The following is an 18,097-nucleotide window of genomic DNA, read 5'->3' as shown; positions in this document are numbered from 1 at the left end:
TAGGCAGGCCGGACCGTTTGCTGGGCAAAGACTTTCAACTCGCTTGCTTGCGGAAGATGGACTTGGACCACACGTAGCCGCCGCCCGCGATGACCGCGCACCAGGCCAGCGAGATCCAGCCGTTGGCGCCGATCTCGGTGCCCATCAGGAGACCGCGCAGGGTTTCGGTGATGGGGGTGAAGGGCTGGTATTCGGCGAACTGGCGCAGGCCGATCGGCATGGTGTCGGTGGCGACGAGGCCGCTGCCGAGGAACGGCATCATCACGATCGGAAACGGTGCGTTGCTCGCGCTTTCGGGGTTGGGCGAGAGCAGGCCGAGAGCGACGGCGAGCCAGGTGAACGCGAAGGTCACCAGGGTGAGCAGGCCGAAGGCGGCCACCCATTCGACGAGGTTCGCGTTCGGCCGGAAGCCGATCAGCAGCGCGACGCCGGTCATCACGGCCATGCCGCCCAGCGCCTGGATGAGCGAGCCGAGCACGTGGCCGGTGAGCATCGACGACTGCGAGATCGCCATCACCCGAAAGCGATTCACGATGCCCTTGCTCTTGTCGGTGGCGATCGAGACGGCCACCGACACGGTCATGTACGCGGGCAGCAACAGCAGCATGCCCGGGGCGAGGTAGTCGATGTACTCGCCGCCGGAGGACTTCTCCAGCGCTCCACCGAAGACGTAGTTGAAGACAAGCAGCAGCACGGTCGGCATGATCAGGATGCCGAAGATCATGCTCGGGTAGCGCTTGGCGTGGATGATGTTGCGCCGCAACATCGTCATGGTGTCGGCGAAGGCGTGCTTGTTCGCCACGGTCTGAGTGCTCATGCCAGGGACTCCTGCTCGATGGTGGCGCGGCCGGTGAGGGTGAGGAAGACGTCGTCGAGATTCGGGGTGTGCACGGAAATGCCGCCCGCTTCGATGTTTTCGGCATCGAGCAGATCGAGCACGGCGCGCAGTGAGCGCACGCCGCCGTCGCTCGGCACGGCGAGGGTGAGGCCGTCGCCGCCGTCGAGCACCCGCGCGGACGGGCCGAGCGCGTATTGCGCGGCGGTCAGCGCCGCCTGATCGGCGAAGTCGATGCGGATGTGCCCGCCGGGAATCAGCCGCTTCAGTTCCGCGGCGGTGCCTTCGGCGACGATGCGGCCGTGGTCGAGCACCGCGATGCGGTCGGCCAGCTGGTCGGCCTCCTCGAGGTACTGGGTGGTGAGGAAGACGGTGACGCCGAGGTCGTCGACCAGGCCGCGGATGATGTCCCAGATGGCGCGGCGGCTGCGCGGGTCGAGGCCGGTGGTCGGCTCGTCGAGGAAGATCACCCGCGGGTTCCCGACCAGCGTCATGGCCAGATCGAGCCTGCGGGTCATGCCGCCGGAGTAGGTGCCGGCCGGCTTGTCGGCCGCCTCGACCAGGTCGAAGCGTTCGAGCAGCTCGGTGGTCAGGCTGCGGGTGTCGCGGCGGGGCAGGTGGTTCAGGTCGCCCATCATGTGCAGGTTCTCGCGGCCGGTCAGCAGTTCGTCGACGGCGGCGAACTGCCCGGTGACGCCGATCAGCTCACGCACGCCCTCCCGGTCGTGCACCACGTCGTAGCCGCCGACCGCGATCTCGCCGCCGTCGGCGCCGATCAGCGTGGTGAGGATCTGCACCGTCGTGGTCTTGCCAGCGCCGTTGGGGCCGAGCAGGGAGAAGATCGTGCCCTCGGCGACGGTGAGGTCGATGCCGTCGAGAACCGTGTGGTCGCCGTAGGCCTTGCGCAGGCCTCGTGCCGTGATGGCCGAGTTGACCATGGTCGTCCCTTTCCAGAGTTTCATTCATTACTGCGAATAAGTGCATGAGTCATCGACACAGCCCCCAGGGGCTGCGGTGGATGGTGTGGGTATGCGGTTGTGGCCGGGGCCTAGATGTCGAGTTCCTCGATCTGCGGGTGCGAGTGGATGTCCTCGACCTTGCGGTACAGCTTGTCGGGGACGCGGCCCTTCAGAGCCGACACGTCGTCGAGGATCTCGTAGTCGTAATCGCCCCAGTCCCACGGCCGGTCGCCGATGCCGAACATCCGGCGCCAGTACTTCCAGTCCTTCAGGTCACCGGCGGCGTCGCCGGTCGGGTAGTCCTTCCACAGCGCCTTGTGCGTGTGGAGCACGAGCTTGCCTTTGCGGCTGCGGTAGACCCGCTGGTGCAGCACCCGCTCGTCGCCGACATCGCGCCATTCGCCGAGCAGGGTGCCCTGAAAGCGCACCTGCCGCACGCCGTCGCGACCCACCTGCAGCACGATCTCGTCGAAACCCGCCTGGCGCCCTTCTTCCAGGTCGATGAATCGGCGCAGCGCGGCGACGACCGCGCCGGAGATGTTGCCGCCGACGAGCTCCTGCGCCCGCTGGAACAGGGGCAGATCGTCGTCGGCTACGTAGATCGTCTTGTTGGGCATGAACCCACTATACGTAGATGTATACGTACACACAAGAGGGCGATTTCGGCGCCCGGTGAACCCGCGCCGGAGCCAGCCCGTATCCATCGTGTACGCGGCGATCCGTCCGTCGATGCCCGCTGGTTATCGGGTACCGACGGATAGACGCGGAAGAGGAGGGCAGATGCCGGACAGAGTGGTCGACTACCTGACCGAGGCGGTGTCCGCGCTAGGGGTAACCCATATCTTCGGAGTCGACGGCGCCAATATCGAAGACCTCTACGACGCGATCTTCGATGCGGGCGGGCACCCGGTCGGCATCGTCGCCAAGCACGAGTTCTCCGCGGCCACCATGGCCGACGGCTATGCGCGCAGCACCGGCGGCCTCGGCGTCGTCGCCGCCACCTCGGGTGGCGGGGCGATGAATCTGGTTGCCGGGCTGGCCGAGTCCTACACCTCGCGGGTGCCGGTGCTGGCTCTTGTCGGTCAGCCGCCGACGAGCTTGGAAGGACACGGCGCCTTCCAGGATTCGAGTGGCCTGGCCGAATCCATCGACGCGACAGCACTGTTCGCCACCGTCAGCCGGTACTGCGCGCGGGTCACCGATCCGGCCGAACTGCCGGGGCAGTTCGCGGCAGCCGTCGCGGCGGTGAAGGACGGCGGACCCGCTGTGCTGCTGCTGCCGAAAGATGTCCAGCAGCAATCGATGCCGAAGCACTTCCGCGAAGGATCGCGAGGCAACGTCACCCGGCACCCAGCCGCGGCAACGACACCGCCCGCCGCCACGACCGACGCGATCGCCGAAGAACTCACCACCGCCCGGCGCACGGGCAAGGTGGTGATCATCGCCGGTGATCAGGTGGCTCGCGACAACGCCCGCGCCGAACTCGGTGAACTCGTCACCGCGCTGGACGCCTCGATCGGCCTGGCGCCCGACGCCAAGGATGTCTACGCCAATACCGGCACCGGCTACTGCGGCGTCGCGGGCAGCATGGGCCACGCCGAGCTCCTCGAGGCGCTGACCGCGGCGAATGCCTGCCTGCTTGTCGGCACCCGGCTGCCGGTCACCGCGTGCGCCGGCCTCGAGTCGGTCATCGCCGACCTCCCGCTGCTCAGCATCGGCGCGTTGCCGCCCTATCCGGCCGCGCTCCACGTCACCGGGACCGATCTCGCCGCGACCATCAGGGACCTGCTGACCCGTCTCGACGCCACCCCGGCCGTCGACCCCGCACCGACCACCGACCTCACCCCCATGCCGGTGCCCGGCGCCGCGGGCCCTGGCCTGCGCTACCGCACCGTCGTCGAGACGATTCAGCGCGAACTGCCCACCGGCGCCGATATTTTCGCCGACGCTGGTAACACCGGCGCGTCCGTGGTGCATTACCTGAGGGTGCCCGAGGGTGGACGTTTCGTCGTCGCCCTCGGGATGGGCGGGATGGGCTACGCCTTCGGCGCGGGGATCGGCTCCGCGTTCGCCCGGCACGACGCCGCCGACGGTCCGCATCGCACGATCGTGATCGCCGGCGACGGCGCGTTCTACATGCATGGCATGGAACTGCACACGGCGATCGAACACGATCTGCCGATCAGCTTCGTCGTGTTCAACAACAACGCGCACGCCATGTGCGTCACCCGCGAGCAGCTCTACTACCGAGATCGCTACAGCTTCAACCGTTTCCGCCCCGCACAACTGGGAGCAGGCATCGCCGCCATGTTCCCCGATCTACCCGCACGCACCGTCGACCACCCCGATGACCTCACCGAAGCCCTGCGCGGCAGTTTCGCCGCCACCGGCCCCTCGTTCCTCGAGATCCTGTGCGACCCCGACGAAATCCCGCCCTTCCTGCCCTTCCTGTCGACCATCGACGCCGCGAGGAGTACACCGTGACCACCAGCGCCCTGCCCGCACTCAGCGATATCCCCGAGGAGGTGATCCCCGGCGTACTGCGCATCGAGAATTCCGACCGGGAGGCGACAACGCCGATCATCATGGACATGCTGCGGTCGGTGTACCCGCACGACCAGATCTACGGCGACTACTGCCCCGTGCAGACCTACATCGCGGCGCCACCGCGCGAGGTCTTCGAGTATCTCGCCGACACCCGCTCACTCGAGGAGTGGACCTACAGCCTGCGCGGATTCCACGAGACCGACGAGCCGGGACTGTGGCTGTCCTACGACCGGCTCGGCGATACGACCAAGTGTTTCACCAGGACCGTCGCCCATCCCGAGGCGATGACCGTCGACTACCACTGTGCCTGGGACCAGTCCGAACACCTGTGGATGATCTACCTGATGCGGGTGATCGACGCGCAGGTCGTGTTCAACAAGCCCGGCTCGGTGGTGCTGTGGGTCAACTGCAAGCACCCGTTCTACGACGAGAACGGCTATCCGGAAACAGCGCCGCCGAAGCGCCCGGTGTGGGTCGGCGATTTCTGGGAGATGTTCTCCGCGGGTCACCAGCTGGAGCTGGACAACCTCAAGGCCATCTGTGAATACCGCGCGGCCCACGGGCTGCCGATCAAGCCGGAGTGGATGCAGTGAACTTCCCGCAGGTGAGTCTGGTCGACGTCGCGAGCTATCTGCCCGGCGATCCGGTCCCGACCGACTACTTCACCCAGTACTCCCGCTCCGAGCGGATGGCGAAGAACGTGATGTTCCGGTCCCCCACCGGACGCCATCACATCGCCCGCGACGAAACCGCCGTCGACATGGCCGAACAGGCCTTCGCCCCGCTGCGGGAACGGCACGGCGACGACCTCGCGTCCGAGATCGACATCCTCCTCACCCACACCCAGCTGCCCGACAATCCGGTCATGGGCGCCGGCCCCGAGCTGGCCCGGCGGCTCGGCGCGAAACCGGCGCACGTCCTGGATGTGCACAACGGCGGCTGCGCGGCCTTCGTGCACATGATGGCGCTGGCGCGCATGATCATGGCCACCAGCGAGGCACGCACGGCGCTGATCGTCGCCGCCCAGAACTGCGCGGGACCGGTGTTCACCCAGCCCGACATCCGCAAACTCGCCCAGGCCCCGGTCCCCGGCGACGGCTGCGGCATCGGCCTGCTGCGCAAGGACGACTCGGCGCCGATCCTCGACATCGAATGCCGCACCTATCCCGAATTCGCCGGCGACATGGACTTCTCCACCAACGGCCCGCGCAAGTACTGGGAACCGGGTGAGGGCCAGGGCTGTGTGACCTTCACCGAATCGAAGATCACCAAGGTGTTCGCGCGCGGCAACCGGCTTGTCCCCGAGGTGGCGCTGGCGGTGTGCGATCACATCGGGGTGAAGGGCCGCGATATCGACACCTTCGTCACCAATCAGCCGAACCGGCTGTTCCTGCGCAACTGGCACGACGCGCTGGAGCTGCCCGCCGAACGCCATCCCGACACCTTCGACGAGTGCGGAAACCTGTTCGCCGCAGGCATTCCGGTGACACTCGATGTGGAGAACCGGGCGGGCAGGCTGCACAACGGGTCGGTGGTGCTGATGTCGGCTTTCGCGCACGCGGGCGATTTCGCCGGTGCGGCCGCCGTGCGCTGGGGCGCGGCGCGATGACCATCCACCTGGCGGAACCGACGATCCCCTCCCGCCGGTTCCGCACCCCCGCCACGCCGACTCGGTTCGACCTGTCGCTCAGCGAGAACCCCTATCCCCCACTGCCTTCCATCCTCGCCGCGGTGACCGACACCCTCGCCAACGCGAACCGGTATCCGGAGTTCCGGCCGGAGCAGTTGCCGCGGATCATCGCCGAGCACCTGGGCGTGCAGCCCGACGACGTGGTGGTCGGCGCGGGCGCCACCGGTGTCGCCATGCAGATCCTGCGAACGCTGGCCGGTGGCGAACTGATCACCAGCACACCGACTTTCGACGGCTATCCGATCATGGCGGAGATGGCCGGTATGCCGCTGGTTCCGGTGCCGCTCGACGGCAAGGGCGACCAGGATCCGAAGGCGCTACGTCGTGCGGTGACCCGGCGTACCGCGCTGGTCGTGCTGTGCAGGCCGCACAATCCGACCGGGACGCTGCTCGAAGCGGCAGCCGTGCGTTCCTTCCTCGCCGCGCTGCCCTCCCGGGTGCCGGTGCTGCTCGACGAGGCCTACGTCGAATTCCTCGACCAGGCCGACCGCCTCGACCTGCACGCCCTGCTCCGCCGGCACCCGAATCTGCTGATCCTGCGCACCTTTTCGAAGGCCTACGGGTTGGCGGGCCTGCGCATCGGGTACTGCGTCGGCCGCGGCAATCTGATCGAACGCATCCACCGTCAGCAACTGCCCTACGGAATCCCCGCTGCCGCCGTCGCCGCGGTCCGAGCCGCCTACGCCGCCGAGGACGAACTCCGCGACCGGGTCCACCGGATCACCATGGAACGCGAAGCCCTGCGAATGTCGCTGCGCGCCTGCGGCATCGATGTCCACCGCAGCCACGCGAACTTCCTGTATCTCCCTGGTCCCGGCGTAGCCACCGCACTCCGCCGCGCCGGGATCAAAGCCAAGTCATATCCGGACGGCAGCGCGCGCCTCACGGTCGGCGATCCCGCCGCGGGCCGCGCCGTGCATGCGGCGCTGGTGAACCTGCGGTGACCAGGGGCACGGCCGAGCCGCTGCACGCGGTGCCTTCACCGTCGGCACCGACCAGGTGATTCGATAGCGGAATGACCTGGTGGCGACCCCCGCCCTTCCTATCCAATCCGGCACCGGCGATCGGCACCGCCAGCCGGACCCTGCTGCGCCTGCGCCTGGCGGGCCACGACATCGTGGTCCGCCGGACCCGCATCGCACCCGGCGGCACCAGCGGATGGCACTACCACGACGGCACCCTGTTCGTGCTGGTCACCCGTGGCACCCTCGACCACCCCTACCTCGAGCGCGGCCCCGCCGAATACCCCCGCGGCCACGTCTTCCGCGAGCCGAGCGGCCCCGGCAACGCCCACGTCGCCCGCAACCGCGGCACCACCGAAGTCCGCATCCTCGTCCTCTACGTCAACCCGGCGGGCAGCCCCCTCGCCCACCAGGTCACCCCACCCGGCCTGCGCTGACCGCTCAGCTGCCGCCACCACCGCAGCTGCTCGAACTGCCACCACCGCAGCCGCTCGAGCTACCGCTGCTGCAACTGCTCGAGCTGCTCGAGCCGGAATCACTTCCGCTCGACCAGCCGCTGCCGCTGGACCAGCCGCTGCCGCTGGACCAGCCGCTACCGCTGGACCAGCTGCTGTCGGTCGAGCTCCAACCGCTCGACCCGCCTCGCCTGCCCCGGTTACGTGCCTGGGCCTGCTGTGCGAGAGCCGCTCGGTGTGCGTGCCTGGCTCGGCTTTGCTCCGGCGTCTCGCTCACCGCCCTGACGATGGCCATGACGATCATGACCGGCACCAGCACGACGGCCACGACCCCCATCCCGAAAACGATGAGACCGACGATCACCGCGATTACCTCAGCCATGAGCCCTCCCTTGCAGTACCGGCCTTGTCGATGCCGAACGTATTCGCGCGTCCTTGCAATCGGCTTTCGACCGGCCTGCACTGTCAGGTCAGCGCAGAATTGCGGGCCTCATTCACCGCCACCGCCGCCGCCACAACCGCCGCCGGAATATCCGCCTTGGTCGACGGAGTCGCTGAGCGAATCCGCGTCATCGATACCGCGGCGGCCAGGGCGGCCACCATCGTGGATGCGCCGAAACTGGCGCACGGTGCGCACGCGGCGATTCTCGATTCGATAGCGCAGACCACCCGCGGCGAGCAGACCAGCGGCGAGAACGAGCAGGACGACGCCGACGGTCACCGAGAGGTCGGTGGCGATCAGGCCGACGAGCGCGACGAGGAACGCCGCGGCGAACAACTTCATCGAACGGTCCATGGGTCAGGCCCTCCGTCCGGCTCAGCTGCCGCCGCCGCAACCACCACCACCACCGCCACCGCCACCGCAGCCTCCACCGTCACCGCCGCCGTGACCGCCACCGTCACCGGACGCGAAGTAGGTGAAACCGCCCGCACCGCCCGCACCACTGGCACCGGCGCCCCAGCCACGTCGCCTGGTGCTACGCGTCGTCCGCCCGATGACCACGCACCCGACGGCGAACACGACCAGCGCGACGACGAGAACAGTGATGCCGACCGCAGGCCAGAAATTGGCCAGGATCAACCCGGCGAGAGCGAGCAATACAGCGGAACCGAAGATCTTCATGGAACCCCCCGATCAGTCCTACCTCCAGTTGTACCGGAGGAGGAGACGAGCGGCCAGAACCGAACGCGGAAGGCTCAGTTGGCGGGGGCGCAGGTGTCGCGCAGCGAGCAGCCACCGCAGGAGGAACCGCAGCCACCGACCGGAGCGGGCGGCATCAGGGGCTCGACGGTTCGGGCCGCGGCGTTGGCGCCCGCGCCCAGGGTGAAGATGGCGATCACAGCGGCCACGACGGCGACGCCGAATCCGACGAGACCGCCCTCGACGAGGGCGACCAGACCACTGGCGAACAGCAGCGCGCCCGCACCGACCGAGGTGGGCGCGGCGATGCGGTTGGCGATGCGGAAGTTGTCGTCGCTGTGCAGGGCGGCCTCGGTGGTGACACCGAGGAAACGGTTGCGGGGCAGTTTGCCGAGCAGTCCGAGCACACCGGTCACGATGGCGACCGCGGCCAGCGCGAACAGCAGGGGAGCGACGACGACCATTCCTGCAGGCTAGCGCACCGGCGCGGACGCCGGATCGAGCGCTCCCCGCCGAGGTGACCGCCCACACACCGCAGTGCCCGTGGGAAATCACCTGGCACCGACGTTCTACCCTGTTAGACGATGTTTACCGGGGATCGGCGAGAACAAGAAGGCAGGACCGTGCAGGACACTCGTGCAACCGAGAGTGACGTACCTCAGCACCGGTACAACGCCGAGCTGGCGGGACAGATCGAGCGGCGCTGGCAGCAGAACTGGACCGAGCGCGGCACCTTCCACGCGCCCAACCCGGTCGGCCCGCTCGCCGGCGAGACGCCGGCGGACAAGCTGTTCATCCAGGACATGTTCCCGTTCCCCTCGGGCGCGGGCCTGCACGTCGGCCACCCGCTCGGCTATATCGCCACCGACGTCTTCGGCCGCTACCACCGCATGCACGGCCGCAACGTGCTGCACGCGCTCGGCTACGACGCCTTCGGCCTGCCCGCCGAGCAGTACGCGGTGCAGACCGGCGCGCACCCGCGGGTGACCACCGAGGCCAATATCGCCACGATGCAGCGTCAGCTGGACCGGCTCGGCCTCGGCCACGACCCGCGCCGTTCCTTCGCCACCACCGACCCCGAGTACTACCGGTGGACGCAGTGGATCTTCCTGCGCATCTACAACGCGTGGTACGACCAGGAGGCAGGCAAGGCCCGCCCGATCGCCGAGCTGGAAGAGCAGTTCGCCACCGGCGCGCGCGCGGTCCCCGAGGGCGACTGGAACACCATGAGCGCGGCCGAGCGCAGCGCCCTGATCGACTCGTATCGCCTGGTGTACCAGTCGGATTCGATCGTTAACTGGTGCCCCGGCCTCGGCACGGTGCTGTCCAACGAAGAGGTCACCGCCGACGGCCGCAGCGAGCGCGGCAACTTCCCGGTGTTCCGTAAGCGCATGTGGCAGTGGATGATGCGGATCACCGCCTACTCCGATCGCCTGGTCGACGACCTGGACGAGCTGGACTGGCCGGACAACGTGAAGTCCATGCAGCGCAACTGGATCGGCCGCTCGCGTGGCGCGCAGGTGCGTTTCGACGCGCCCGACGGCGAGACCATCGAGGTGTTCACCACCCGCCCCGACACCCTGTTCGGCGCAACCTATCTGGTGCTCGCCCCCGAGCACGAACTGGTCGACAAGCTGACCACCGCCGCGTGGCCCGACAGCACCGTGGCTGCCTGGACCAACGGCGGCGCGGCCACCCCGGCGGAAGCCGTTGCGGCGTACCGCAAGTCGATCGCGGCCAAGTCGGATCTGGAGCGCCAGGAGAACAAGGAGAAGACCGGCGTCTTCCTCGGCTCCTACGCGACCAACCCGGCCGACGGCAAGCAGGTCCCGATCTTCATCGCCGACTACGTGCTCAGCGGCTACGGCACCGGCGCGATCATGGCCGTGCCAGGCCACGACCATCGCGACCACGAATTCGCCACCACGCTCGGCCTGCCGATCATCGAGGTGATCGCGGGCGGCGACGTCACCGATTCCGCGCACGCCGGCGACGGCGAGCTGGTGAATTCCGGTTTCCTGAACGGACTTTCGGTCGACGAGGCCAAGGCGACCATGATCGGTCACCTGGAGGCCGAGGGCCACGGCACCGGCACCGTCCAGTACAAGCTGCGGGACTGGCTGTTCGCGCGTCAGCGCTACTGGGGCGAGCCGTTCCCGATCGTCTACGACGCCGACGGTGTCGCACACGCGCTGCCGGACTCCATGCTGCCCGTTGAACTTCCGGAGATGGAGGACTTCGCGCCGGTCACCTTCGATCCGGACGACGCGAGTTCGGAGCCGTCACCGCCGCTGGCCAAGGCCACCGACTGGGTGCACGTCGAGCTGGACCTGGGCGACGGCCCGAAGAAGTACCGCCGCGACACCAATGTCATGCCCAACTGGGCTGGCAGCTCCTGGTACCAGCTGCGCTATGCCGACCCGACCAATGCCGAGACGTTCTGCGCCGAGGAGAACGAGAAGTACTGGCTCGGCCCGCGCACGGCCGAGCACGGCCCGAACGATCCGGGCGGTGTCGACCTGTACGTCGGCGGCGTGGAGCACGCGGTGCTGCACCTGCTGTACGCGCGGTTCTGGCAGAAGGTGCTGTTCGACCTGGGTGACGTGTCCGGCAGCGAGCCCTACCGCCGCCTCTACAACCAGGGCTACGTGCAGGGGTACGCCTACACCGACGCCCGTGGCGCCTACGTGCCCGCCGCCGAGGTCGTCGAGCGTGACGCGAAGTTCTTCTGGACCGGCCCCGACGGCGTCGAGATCGAGGTCGCGCAGGAGTACGGCAAGATCGGCAAGTCGCTGAAGAACGCCATCTCGCCCGACGAGATGTGCGATCTGTACGGCGCCGACACCTTCCGCTTCTACGAGATGTCGATGGGTCCGCTGGACACCTCGCGCCCGTGGGCAACCAAGGACGTCGTCGGCGCGCACCGCTTCCTGCAGCGCGTGTGGCGCCTGGCGATCGACGAGGAGACCGGCGCGGTGAAGGCCACCGACGCCGCGCCATCGGAGGAGACCCTGCGCCTGGTGCACCGCACCATCGCCGGTGTCGACGATGACCTGGCCGCCCTGCGCGACAACACCGCGGGCGCCAAGCTCATCGAGCTGACCAACCACCTCACCAAGAACTACCCCGGCGGCGCCCCCCGCGCGGCCGTGGAACCCCTGGTGCTGATGCTGGCCCCGCTCGCCCCGCACATCGCCGAGGAACTGTGGGACCGCCTGGGCCACACCACATCCCTGGCCCACGGCCCGTTCCCGATCGCCGATCCCGCACTGCTGGTCGCGGATTCGGTCGAGTACCCGATCCAGGTGAAGGGCAAGGTGCGCAGCCGCATCCAGGTCCCCGCCGACGCCGATCCGGCCACGATCGAGGCCGCGGCACTGGCCGACGAGAAGGTCGTCGCGCTGCTCACGGGTCAGGCACCACGCAAGGTGATCGTGGTCCCGGGCAAGATGGTCAACATCGTCCCCTGACGTCCGGCTCACGCCGAGGGCAGCTGCCCCTCGGCAACGATGAAGGCGGTCCCTGGTCGCCGTGGCGCACCAGGGACCGCCCCTATCGTGGTGTCAGCGGATCGCCGCCAGCACCTGGTCGGCCATCTTCTGCATACCGGTCGCGTTCGGGTGAATCGGCACGAAGTTCAGGCCCCACACCGCCGGCTCGACCCAGCGGGTGCCGATCGGCTTGCACGAGTCATGGCCGACAGAACTCGACATGTCGACGAAGGTCGCGCCCGTCTCGTCGGCTGCGCGCTTGACGACACTGTTGAGCGTGCCCTGGATGTTGTTGATGTACGGGACATCGCCCTTGGCGATGGGCATCTTCAGGAAACAGTTGCTGTTGTCAGCCGGCATCACCTGGGGATATCCCACGATGGCGACCTTCGCGGACGGCGCCTTGGCGCGGATGTCGGTGAGCGCCTTCTTCACGTCGGGGAAGGTCTTGTTCAGGATGTCGTCGACGAACTGGCCGCCGTAGATCTCCTCGCAGGGGTTGCCGAAGCCCGCGGTCGCCGATCCGGCGGTGATGCAGGCGGAGATCACCTTGATCAGGGTGTTGTTGTTGTTACCCCCGATGGTCAGGGTGACGAGCTTGGTGTCCGCGGTGACGGCGTCGAGCTGCGGGGTCAGGCTCGGCCATTGCTTCTGGTAGAAGTGCGAGGTGTCGGCATCACCGCAGGTGACGTCGGTGAACGAGGCGAGACCCAGGGACTTCGCCACGAGGTTCGGGTAGTTGCGAGTGGTTCGCGCGCACACCGGGGTGACAGTGGGGTCGAGCGGAATGATGCCAGATCCCGCGCTGTAGCTGTCGCCCATCGCGACATACGGACTGAGGCCCGGTGTCGCCTGGACCGGGGCCGCCGCCACCAGGGCGAGGCCGGCCGTAATAGCCGTCGTGATAACCGCAGCGATCTGCGTGCGAACAACATTGACCATGCAAAAACTCCAGTTCCAACATTCACAGTTACCTTTCGGTAACGATTGAGCGGAGGAACTGTGACACGTCATATGTGACGTGCGCAACAGGAGAATTCGATGGGTTCGTTTACTTAATCCGGCGTGCGGTGCCGCCGGTGACCAGGACCGGAACGCCGCTCCACCGCATCATGCTGCGGACCGCGTAATGCACGCACAGATAGCTGTAGAGCTCCTGGATCACGCCGTCCGGCGACTTCGACCGCAGCACCGCGCCAGCGCCCCGCCGATGGGTCGCGAGCACGCCGAACAGCGTCTCGACGTCCCGCTGCCGTGCGTGTACTCCGACCAGCTCGTCCGCTGGTGCGGCCGCGGGATCGGTGATGGTGGTCAGCAGTCGGCCGGTTCGCTCCCCGCCGTTGGCAGTGCCGGCTCCGGACGTGGCCCGCGAATACTCGATGACCCGCACCGCGATCCCTGGACCAACCCGCGATTCGAAAGACCCATCCGAACACCACCTTTCGACCGGAAGCGCGGCATCCGACCCCGTTCGCCACAGCAGGTCCGCACCGGAAGATCGGCACAGGTCCCACAGCCGCGGGCACAGCAGCGCGTGATCGGCGAGCAGCAGCATCCCTGGGCGAAGGGATCGCACGAGGGATTCGGTGAGGGTCCGCTCGTCTTGCCCGCAGGCCCCGAACGCGACGTCGATGACAGCGCGTGAACCGCACTCGATCAACCCGATGACCCGTATCCGCGGCAACGCCGGACCTCTGCTCGCCGTCGGAAAACCGAACTCCTCGACATTCGTTTCGCTGCCGGGCAGCTCCAAGGTCGATCCGTCGACGCTCATCAGCCGCCATGATCGGTAGAAATCCCCTGGAACCCCGGGATCTGCCAGTGGCACCGCCACCTTTTCGAACAGCACGCGCAGCGGTTCCGGGCCCAAGCGCTTCCTCGCCTGGAACAGCGCGGCCTTCGTCGGAACCGCCCGCTGGTGTGGCCATCCCAATGCCCACTCGAGCCCCGCCATGACCTTGCGCATCACCTCCTCGTACGAGCAGGGAGCGAACAGCGCCAGCGAGAGCACGTAGTAGACCACGAATCGCGCGGGCAGCAGTCGATCGCGGCGTTCGACCCGACCGCACTCGACCAGCGCCGCGTCGACGACATCGGGCGGAAACACCCTGGTCAACAAGCCGAACGAGATGAAGTCGGGCCACCGCCGATCATCCACCGACCGCGCCGCTCCCGTACGGGGCACAGCTGCGAGAATACTCGCGCTAAGTAAACTGAAGTGCCTTCTGTCCTCAGGCTCGCACCTGGAGAACGTCGTTCAACGTCACCAGCGACAGGTTGCGTTCCTTGATGATGTCGACGAGCTGGCCGTAGCAGTGGGTGACCGGGGGGAAGTTCGCGTGGCCGATGATGATGGTCTGGGCCGCGAAATACTTTCGGGCGCACTCGATCAGGTATTGCTCGGTGATCCGGCCCGAGTCGGAGAGGGAGCCGTACCACATGGCGGGGACGGTGTAGCCGAGGTCGGCGGCCACCTTGTCGACGGTGGCGTTGTGGTAGCCGAAGGGCGGGCGGTAGAACGGGGTGCCGTCGACGCCGAAGTTGTTGCGCAGGAAGGTTTTTGTGCGGCCGAGCTGGTCGGCGACGCCGCTCGCGCCGATCTTGGTGAGCGCGGCGTGGTCCCAGGTGTGGTTGCCGAGCTGGATCTGGCCCGAGTCGACCAGCGGGCGCAGGGCGTCGCGGTGGATCATCCAGGATTCGTAGTAGCCGGTGACGAAGAAGGTGAAGCGGGCGCCGGTGTCCTCGGCCCACCGCACGTACGCGCCGACCACTTCGGGGCTGGCGCCGTCGTCGACGGTGAGGGCCATGCTGGTGCCCTGGCCGGGTAGCGCGGTGATGGTTCCGGGGCCGATGACCGACTTCGGGCCGCCCGGCGGGGGCGGCAGCAGCGCCCTGGCCGGGGTCGGTCCGGCGGGCGGCGCCGGAATATCGCCGCCCGAACCGGCGCTCACGGCCTCGCCTTCCGCGGTCGCGCAGCCGGTCAGCGCCACAGCGGTACCCGCGGCCAGCAGCGCCAGCATCCGACGTCGTTCCACCTGCGAAACCCCTACTCGCACCGGGTGCTCGGGCAGAGCACGGACCAATCCAGCGAGACCGTACCGGCGGAATCCGTCGATTCGCTGAACAACTGGGCACTCGACTCGGAACATACCGAACATCGCAGCGCCGACGGGTCGTCGACTGGCGTAATCGCGCAATCGATGCCGTTCCAGTCAGTTTTCTGCGTAGTTCGGCGTCGATCGCACGATTACGCCGGGCGAAGCACGATCTCGGTCGGGTGCCCGTCGCGCGGGGTGTCGACGGCGGTCCGGACGGCCCCTGCCACGGTCTCCGGGGTGAGGAACTCCTCCGGCTTGTACTCGCGACCCTCGTCGGCGACGATCGCCCGCTGCATATCGGTGTCGATGCGACCCGGGAACAGCGAGGTCACCCGCAGTGCTGGCTCCTCGAGCCGCAACGCGTCGGCGAAGGCACGCAGGCCGAACTTGCTCGCCGCGTACGAACCCCAGCCCGGGTTCGCGCGCAGTCCAGCACCCGAATTGATCAGCACCACATGGCCGTTCGCGGCGCGCAGCGCGGGCAGCAGCAGCCTGGTCAGCTCGGCGACCGCGATCAGGTTGACCTCGAGCGTGCTGCGCCACTGCTCCACCGAGGACTCGGCGACAGTCCCCAGATCGGCGATGCCCGCATTGTGGACGAGCACGTCGAGCCGCTCGATCTCACTCGCCGCGGCGGCCACCGCCGGATAGTCGGTGAGGGCGACGGGCCAACCGGTCGCGCCGGGCAGTTCGGCGAGGATCGGCGCGAGCGCGTCGGCGGAGCGGGCGCCGAGCAGCAGGTCGTGGGTCGGGGCGAGTTCACGAGCGATCGCCGCGCCGAGGCCACGGCTCGCGCCGGTGATCAGGGCGGTCGGGGCGGGAGTACTGGTCACCGTCATGCGTCCCACGCTAATCGGCCGCCCCGAGTTGAAGTCGGCCGGCGACGCGTCTCGGCGAACGTGGCCGTAACCTGGCCGCGGGCCTGACAATTCCCGGCAAACCGGGCGAAACGACACTCAGAACTCGACACCACGACCGTTTCCGCGCAGATCAGGGGCGGGCGCTAGTACCGTCGGGCTATGACCGATCCCCGGTACAACTACGGACAGGCAAACCCGCAGTATTCCCAGCAGCAGGAACTGCCGCCCCAACCGAAGGTCAATATCGGCAAGCTGTGGGCCGGTGGTATCGGCACCGCGGTGGTGGCCGCGCTGCTGGTCGTGGTCGCGATCATGCTGGTGCGCGGGGTGCTCGGCATCGCGATTCTCTCGCCCGAGGGCGCGGGCGCCTACGGCACGGTGTCGACCACGTCCTATGCCCTGGCCGCGGCGGGCGCGGCGCTGCTGGCGACGGCGTTGCTGATGGTGTTGCTGCTGGCCATGCCCAGCCCGCTGACCTTCTTCACCTGGATCTGCCTGCTCGTCACCGCCGTCGCGGTCATCCTGCCGTTCACCCTGGTCGCCGACATGGACGCCAAGATCGCGACCGCGGTGATCAATCTGCTCGTCGGTCTGTGCATCACCACCATGCTCAGCTCGGTCGGCTCGGCGGCCCAGAACGACCCGCGTCAAGCGGGGTACTGACCATCACAGCCGTGCCGAGGTGCCATCGGCCCTGCTCCGCCGCAGAATAGACGGATGACCGACCCAGGGTTCACCCCCACGCAGCTCGCGGCCCGTGCCGCCTACCTCCTGCGCGGCAACGACCTGGGGACGATGACCAGCGCCGCGCCCCGCCTCTATCCACACATGTGGAGCTGGGACGCGGCGTTCGTCGCGGTCGGGCTCGCGCCGTTGAGCGTGGAGCGCGCGGTCGTCGAGCTCGACACGCTGCTCTCGGCGCAGTGGAAGAACGGGATGATCCCGCACATCGTCTTCGCCAACGGCGTCGACGGCTACTTTCCCGGGCCTGCCCGCTGGGAGTGCCGCAAGCTGGCCGCCAACGCGCCCGACGGACCCGACACCTCCGGGATCACCCAACCGCCGGTGCACGCCATCGCGGTGCAGCGCATCCTCGACCATTCCCGCAGGCACGGCCGCTCGACCAGGGCCGTCGCCGAGGAATTCCTGAACCGCCGCTGGCCGGATCTGGTGCGCTGGCACCGCTGGCTCGCGCACGCCCGCGACCCGAAGGAGACCGGGCGGGTCACGCTGTACCACGGCTGGGAATCCGGGATGGACAACTCACCGCGCTGGGACCGCGCCTACGCGAATGTGGTCCCCGGCGCCGACCTGCCCCCGTACCGGCGCGCCGACACCGCGATCATCTCCGACCCGACCCAGCGGCCGAGCGACCGCGAATACGACCGCTACCTGTGGCTGGTCGAGCAGATGCGGCGGGCGAACTACGACGACTACCAGCTCACCTCGGTGATGAGCTTCGCCGTGGAGGACGTGTTCGTCTCGGCGATCTTCGCGCTGGCCTGTGAGGTGCTCGCCGATATCGGCGAGGAGTACAAGCAGCCGCACGCCGATGTTCGCGAACTGCATGGCTGGGCCGAGCGGTTCCGCACCGGCGTCGTCGCCACCACCGACGAGCGGACCGGCGCCGCACGGGATTACGACGTGCGGCTGCAGCGCTGGATCGGCACCGAGACGCTGGCCATGTTCGCGCCGCTGCTCTCCGGCGGGCTGCCGCGCCACGCCGAGCGCGCCCTGCTCAACACCTTCGAGGGCCCGCGCTTCTGCGGTCACCCCGATCTGCGCTACGCCCTGCCGCCGTCGACCTCCCCGGTCGCCAAGGACTTCCGGTCACGCGAGTACTGGCGCGGCCCGGTCTGGCCGGTGATGAGCTGGCTGTTCTCCTGGGCCTTCGCCCGCCGCGGCTGGGCCGAACGCGCCCACATGCTGCGCGCGGAAGGCCTGCGCCAGGCCGCCGACGGCAGCTTCGCCGAGTACTACGAGCCGTTCACCGGCGCCCCGCTGGGCAGCATGCAGCAATCCTGGACCGCCGCTTCGGTGCTCGACTGGCTGGGCTGAG

The 18,097-nt window shown here is 68.2% G+C and carries 19 protein-coding genes; 8 read left to right on the top strand and 11 right to left on the bottom strand.

Annotation, left to right across the window (positions count from 1 at the left end; all coding sequences use genetic code 11):
- Positions 1–34: 34 nt before the first annotated feature.
- From ACWF82_RS12260 to ACWF82_RS12250, 3 genes are all read right to left on the bottom strand, one after another.
- Complete coding sequence (locus ACWF82_RS12260) at positions 35–817, bottom strand: ABC transporter permease (RefSeq protein WP_452500573.1); 783 nt, start codon at positions 815–817, stop codon at positions 35–37.
- Positions 814–1,773, bottom strand: coding sequence for an ATP-binding cassette domain-containing protein (locus ACWF82_RS12255; protein WP_452500571.1), 960 nt, complete (start codon positions 1,771–1,773; stop codon positions 814–816). Before ACWF82_RS12255 ends, ACWF82_RS12260 begins: the two co-directional genes overlap by 4 nt.
- A 110-nt stretch (positions 1,774–1,883) precedes the next feature.
- Positions 1,884–2,411 (bottom strand): EXLDI protein, encoded by a 528-nt coding sequence (locus tag ACWF82_RS12250; protein ID WP_452500569.1) that lies wholly within the window; start codon positions 2,409–2,411, stop codon positions 1,884–1,886.
- Positions 2,412–2,574: 163 nt separating this feature from the next.
- On the opposite strand from ACWF82_RS12250, the gene ACWF82_RS12245 reads away from it, so the two are divergent.
- From ACWF82_RS12245 to ACWF82_RS12225, 5 genes are all read left to right on the top strand, one after another.
- Entirely contained in the window at positions 2,575–4,278 is a 1,704-nt protein-coding gene (locus ACWF82_RS12245) for a thiamine pyrophosphate-binding protein (RefSeq protein ID WP_452500567.1), read from the top strand.
- Entirely contained in the window at positions 4,275–4,934 is a 660-nt protein-coding gene (locus ACWF82_RS12240; RefSeq protein WP_452500565.1) for an SRPBCC family protein, read from the top strand. Before ACWF82_RS12245 ends, ACWF82_RS12240 begins: the two co-directional genes overlap by 4 nt.
- Positions 4,931–5,950, top strand: coding sequence for a 3-oxoacyl-ACP synthase III family protein (locus ACWF82_RS12235; RefSeq protein WP_452500751.1), 1,020 nt, complete (start codon positions 4,931–4,933; stop codon positions 5,948–5,950). Before ACWF82_RS12240 ends, ACWF82_RS12235 begins: the two co-directional genes overlap by 4 nt.
- Complete coding sequence (locus ACWF82_RS12230; RefSeq protein ID WP_452500563.1) at positions 5,947–6,975, top strand: pyridoxal phosphate-dependent aminotransferase; 1,029 nt, start codon at positions 5,947–5,949, stop codon at positions 6,973–6,975. The genes ACWF82_RS12235 and ACWF82_RS12230 overlap by 4 nt, the downstream gene beginning before the upstream one ends.
- 71 nt (positions 6,976–7,046) lie before the next feature.
- The gene (locus ACWF82_RS12225; protein ID WP_452500562.1) at positions 7,047–7,430 is read left to right on the top strand and encodes a cupin domain-containing protein; all 384 of its coding nucleotides are present in this window, start codon (positions 7,047–7,049) and stop codon (positions 7,428–7,430) included.
- Between the two features lie 4 nt (positions 7,431–7,434).
- Here the strand turns inward: ACWF82_RS12225 and ACWF82_RS12220 are convergent, their stop codons facing one another.
- From ACWF82_RS12220 to ACWF82_RS12205, 4 genes are all read right to left on the bottom strand, one after another.
- Entirely contained in the window at positions 7,435–7,830 is a 396-nt protein-coding gene (locus ACWF82_RS12220) for a hypothetical protein (protein WP_452500561.1), read from the bottom strand.
- Positions 7,831–7,938: 108 nt separating this feature from the next.
- Positions 7,939–8,232 (bottom strand): hypothetical protein, encoded by a 294-nt coding sequence (locus ACWF82_RS12215; protein ID WP_452500560.1) that lies wholly within the window; start codon positions 8,230–8,232, stop codon positions 7,939–7,941.
- A gap of 33 nt (positions 8,233–8,265) precedes the next feature.
- Complete coding sequence (locus tag ACWF82_RS12210) at positions 8,266–8,571, bottom strand: hypothetical protein (protein WP_452500559.1); 306 nt, start codon at positions 8,569–8,571, stop codon at positions 8,266–8,268.
- A 74-nt stretch (positions 8,572–8,645) separates the two neighbouring features.
- Complete coding sequence (locus ACWF82_RS12205) at positions 8,646–9,053, bottom strand: SdpI family protein (protein WP_452500557.1); 408 nt, start codon at positions 9,051–9,053, stop codon at positions 8,646–8,648.
- Positions 9,054–9,173: 120 nt separating this feature from the next.
- Here ACWF82_RS12205 and leuS point away from each other — a divergent pair, with 120 nt between their 5' ends.
- Positions 9,174–12,059 (top strand): leucine--tRNA ligase, encoded by a 2,886-nt coding sequence (gene leuS, locus ACWF82_RS12200; protein WP_452500555.1) that lies wholly within the window; start codon positions 9,174–9,176, stop codon positions 12,057–12,059.
- Positions 12,060–12,152: 93 nt separating this feature from the next.
- Here leuS and ACWF82_RS12195 read toward each other — a convergent pair whose 3' ends face one another.
- The 4 genes from ACWF82_RS12195 to ACWF82_RS12180 form a co-directional block, all read right to left on the bottom strand.
- The gene (locus ACWF82_RS12195) at positions 12,153–13,022 is read right to left on the bottom strand and encodes an SGNH/GDSL hydrolase family protein (RefSeq protein WP_452500554.1); all 870 of its coding nucleotides are present in this window, start codon (positions 13,020–13,022) and stop codon (positions 12,153–12,155) included.
- Positions 13,023–13,131: 109 nt separating this feature from the next.
- Positions 13,132–14,265 carry an IS4 family transposase gene (locus tag ACWF82_RS12190; RefSeq protein WP_452500552.1) on the bottom strand — a complete coding sequence of 378 codons (1,134 nt, stop codon included), beginning with the start codon at positions 14,263–14,265 and terminating at the stop codon, positions 13,132–13,134.
- A gap of 46 nt (positions 14,266–14,311) precedes the next feature.
- Positions 14,312–15,100 carry a polysaccharide deacetylase family protein gene (locus ACWF82_RS12185; protein ID WP_452500750.1) on the bottom strand — a complete coding sequence of 263 codons (789 nt, stop codon included), beginning with the start codon at positions 15,098–15,100 and terminating at the stop codon, positions 14,312–14,314.
- Positions 15,101–15,327: 227 nt separating this feature from the next.
- Entirely contained in the window at positions 15,328–16,017 is a 690-nt protein-coding gene (locus ACWF82_RS12180) for an SDR family oxidoreductase (RefSeq protein WP_452500550.1), read from the bottom strand.
- A 180-nt stretch (positions 16,018–16,197) separates the two neighbouring features.
- Between ACWF82_RS12180 and ACWF82_RS12175 the strand changes: the two genes are divergently transcribed.
- Entirely contained in the window at positions 16,198–16,701 is a 504-nt protein-coding gene (locus ACWF82_RS12175; protein ID WP_452500548.1) for a DUF6069 family protein, read from the top strand.
- A 54-nt stretch (positions 16,702–16,755) separates the two neighbouring features.
- Entirely contained in the window at positions 16,756–18,096 is a 1,341-nt protein-coding gene (gene ggh, locus ACWF82_RS12170) for a glucosylglycerate hydrolase (RefSeq protein WP_452500546.1), read from the top strand.
- Position 18,097 lies beyond the last annotated feature (1 nt).

The organism is Nocardia sp. NPDC055053 (assembly GCF_053608285.1).
Note: the sequence above shows the minus strand (reverse complement) of the source record. Positions and strands in the feature narration are given on the sequence as shown.

What these genes read in the sequence shown, in the direction of transcription:
- ACWF82_RS12245 (WP_452500567.1), top strand. Translation starts at nt 2,575, where the DNA reads ATGCCGGACAGAGTGGTCGACTACCTGACCGAGGCGGTGTCCGCGCTA.
- ACWF82_RS12175 (WP_452500548.1), top strand. Translation starts at nt 16,198, where the DNA reads ATGACCGATCCCCGGTACAACTACGGACAGGCAAACCCGCAGTATTCC.
- ACWF82_RS12260 (WP_452500573.1), bottom strand. Translation starts at nt 817, where the DNA reads ATGAGCACTCAGACCGTGGCGAACAAGCACGCCTTCGCCGACACCATG.
- ACWF82_RS12210 (WP_452500559.1), bottom strand. Translation starts at nt 8,571, where the DNA reads ATGAAGATCTTCGGTTCCGCTGTATTGCTCGCTCTCGCCGGGTTGATC.
- leuS (WP_452500555.1), top strand. Translation starts at nt 9,174, where the DNA reads ATGTTTACCGGGGATCGGCGAGAACAAGAAGGCAGGACCGTGCAGGAC.
- ACWF82_RS12250 (WP_452500569.1), bottom strand. Translation starts at nt 2,411, where the DNA reads ATGCCCAACAAGACGATCTACGTAGCCGACGACGATCTGCCCCTGTTC.
- ggh (WP_452500546.1), top strand. Translation starts at nt 16,756, where the DNA reads ATGACCGACCCAGGGTTCACCCCCACGCAGCTCGCGGCCCGTGCCGCC.
- ACWF82_RS12205 (WP_452500557.1), bottom strand. Translation starts at nt 9,053, where the DNA reads ATGGTCGTCGTCGCTCCCCTGCTGTTCGCGCTGGCCGCGGTCGCCATC.
- ACWF82_RS12220 (WP_452500561.1), bottom strand. Translation starts at nt 7,830, where the DNA reads ATGGCTGAGGTAATCGCGGTGATCGTCGGTCTCATCGTTTTCGGGATG.
- ACWF82_RS12215 (WP_452500560.1), bottom strand. Translation starts at nt 8,232, where the DNA reads ATGAAGTTGTTCGCCGCGGCGTTCCTCGTCGCGCTCGTCGGCCTGATC.
- ACWF82_RS12225 (WP_452500562.1), top strand. Translation starts at nt 7,047, where the DNA reads ATGACCTGGTGGCGACCCCCGCCCTTCCTATCCAATCCGGCACCGGCG.
- ACWF82_RS12230 (WP_452500563.1), top strand. Translation starts at nt 5,947, where the DNA reads ATGACCATCCACCTGGCGGAACCGACGATCCCCTCCCGCCGGTTCCGC.
- ACWF82_RS12195 (WP_452500554.1), bottom strand. Translation starts at nt 13,022, where the DNA reads ATGGTCAATGTTGTTCGCACGCAGATCGCTGCGGTTATCACGACGGCT.
- ACWF82_RS12185 (WP_452500750.1), bottom strand. Translation starts at nt 15,100, where the DNA reads ATGCTGGCGCTGCTGGCCGCGGGTACCGCTGTGGCGCTGACCGGCTGC.
- ACWF82_RS12255 (WP_452500571.1), bottom strand. Translation starts at nt 1,773, where the DNA reads ATGGTCAACTCGGCCATCACGGCACGAGGCCTGCGCAAGGCCTACGGC.
- ACWF82_RS12180 (WP_452500550.1), bottom strand. Translation starts at nt 16,017, where the DNA reads ATGACGGTGACCAGTACTCCCGCCCCGACCGCCCTGATCACCGGCGCG.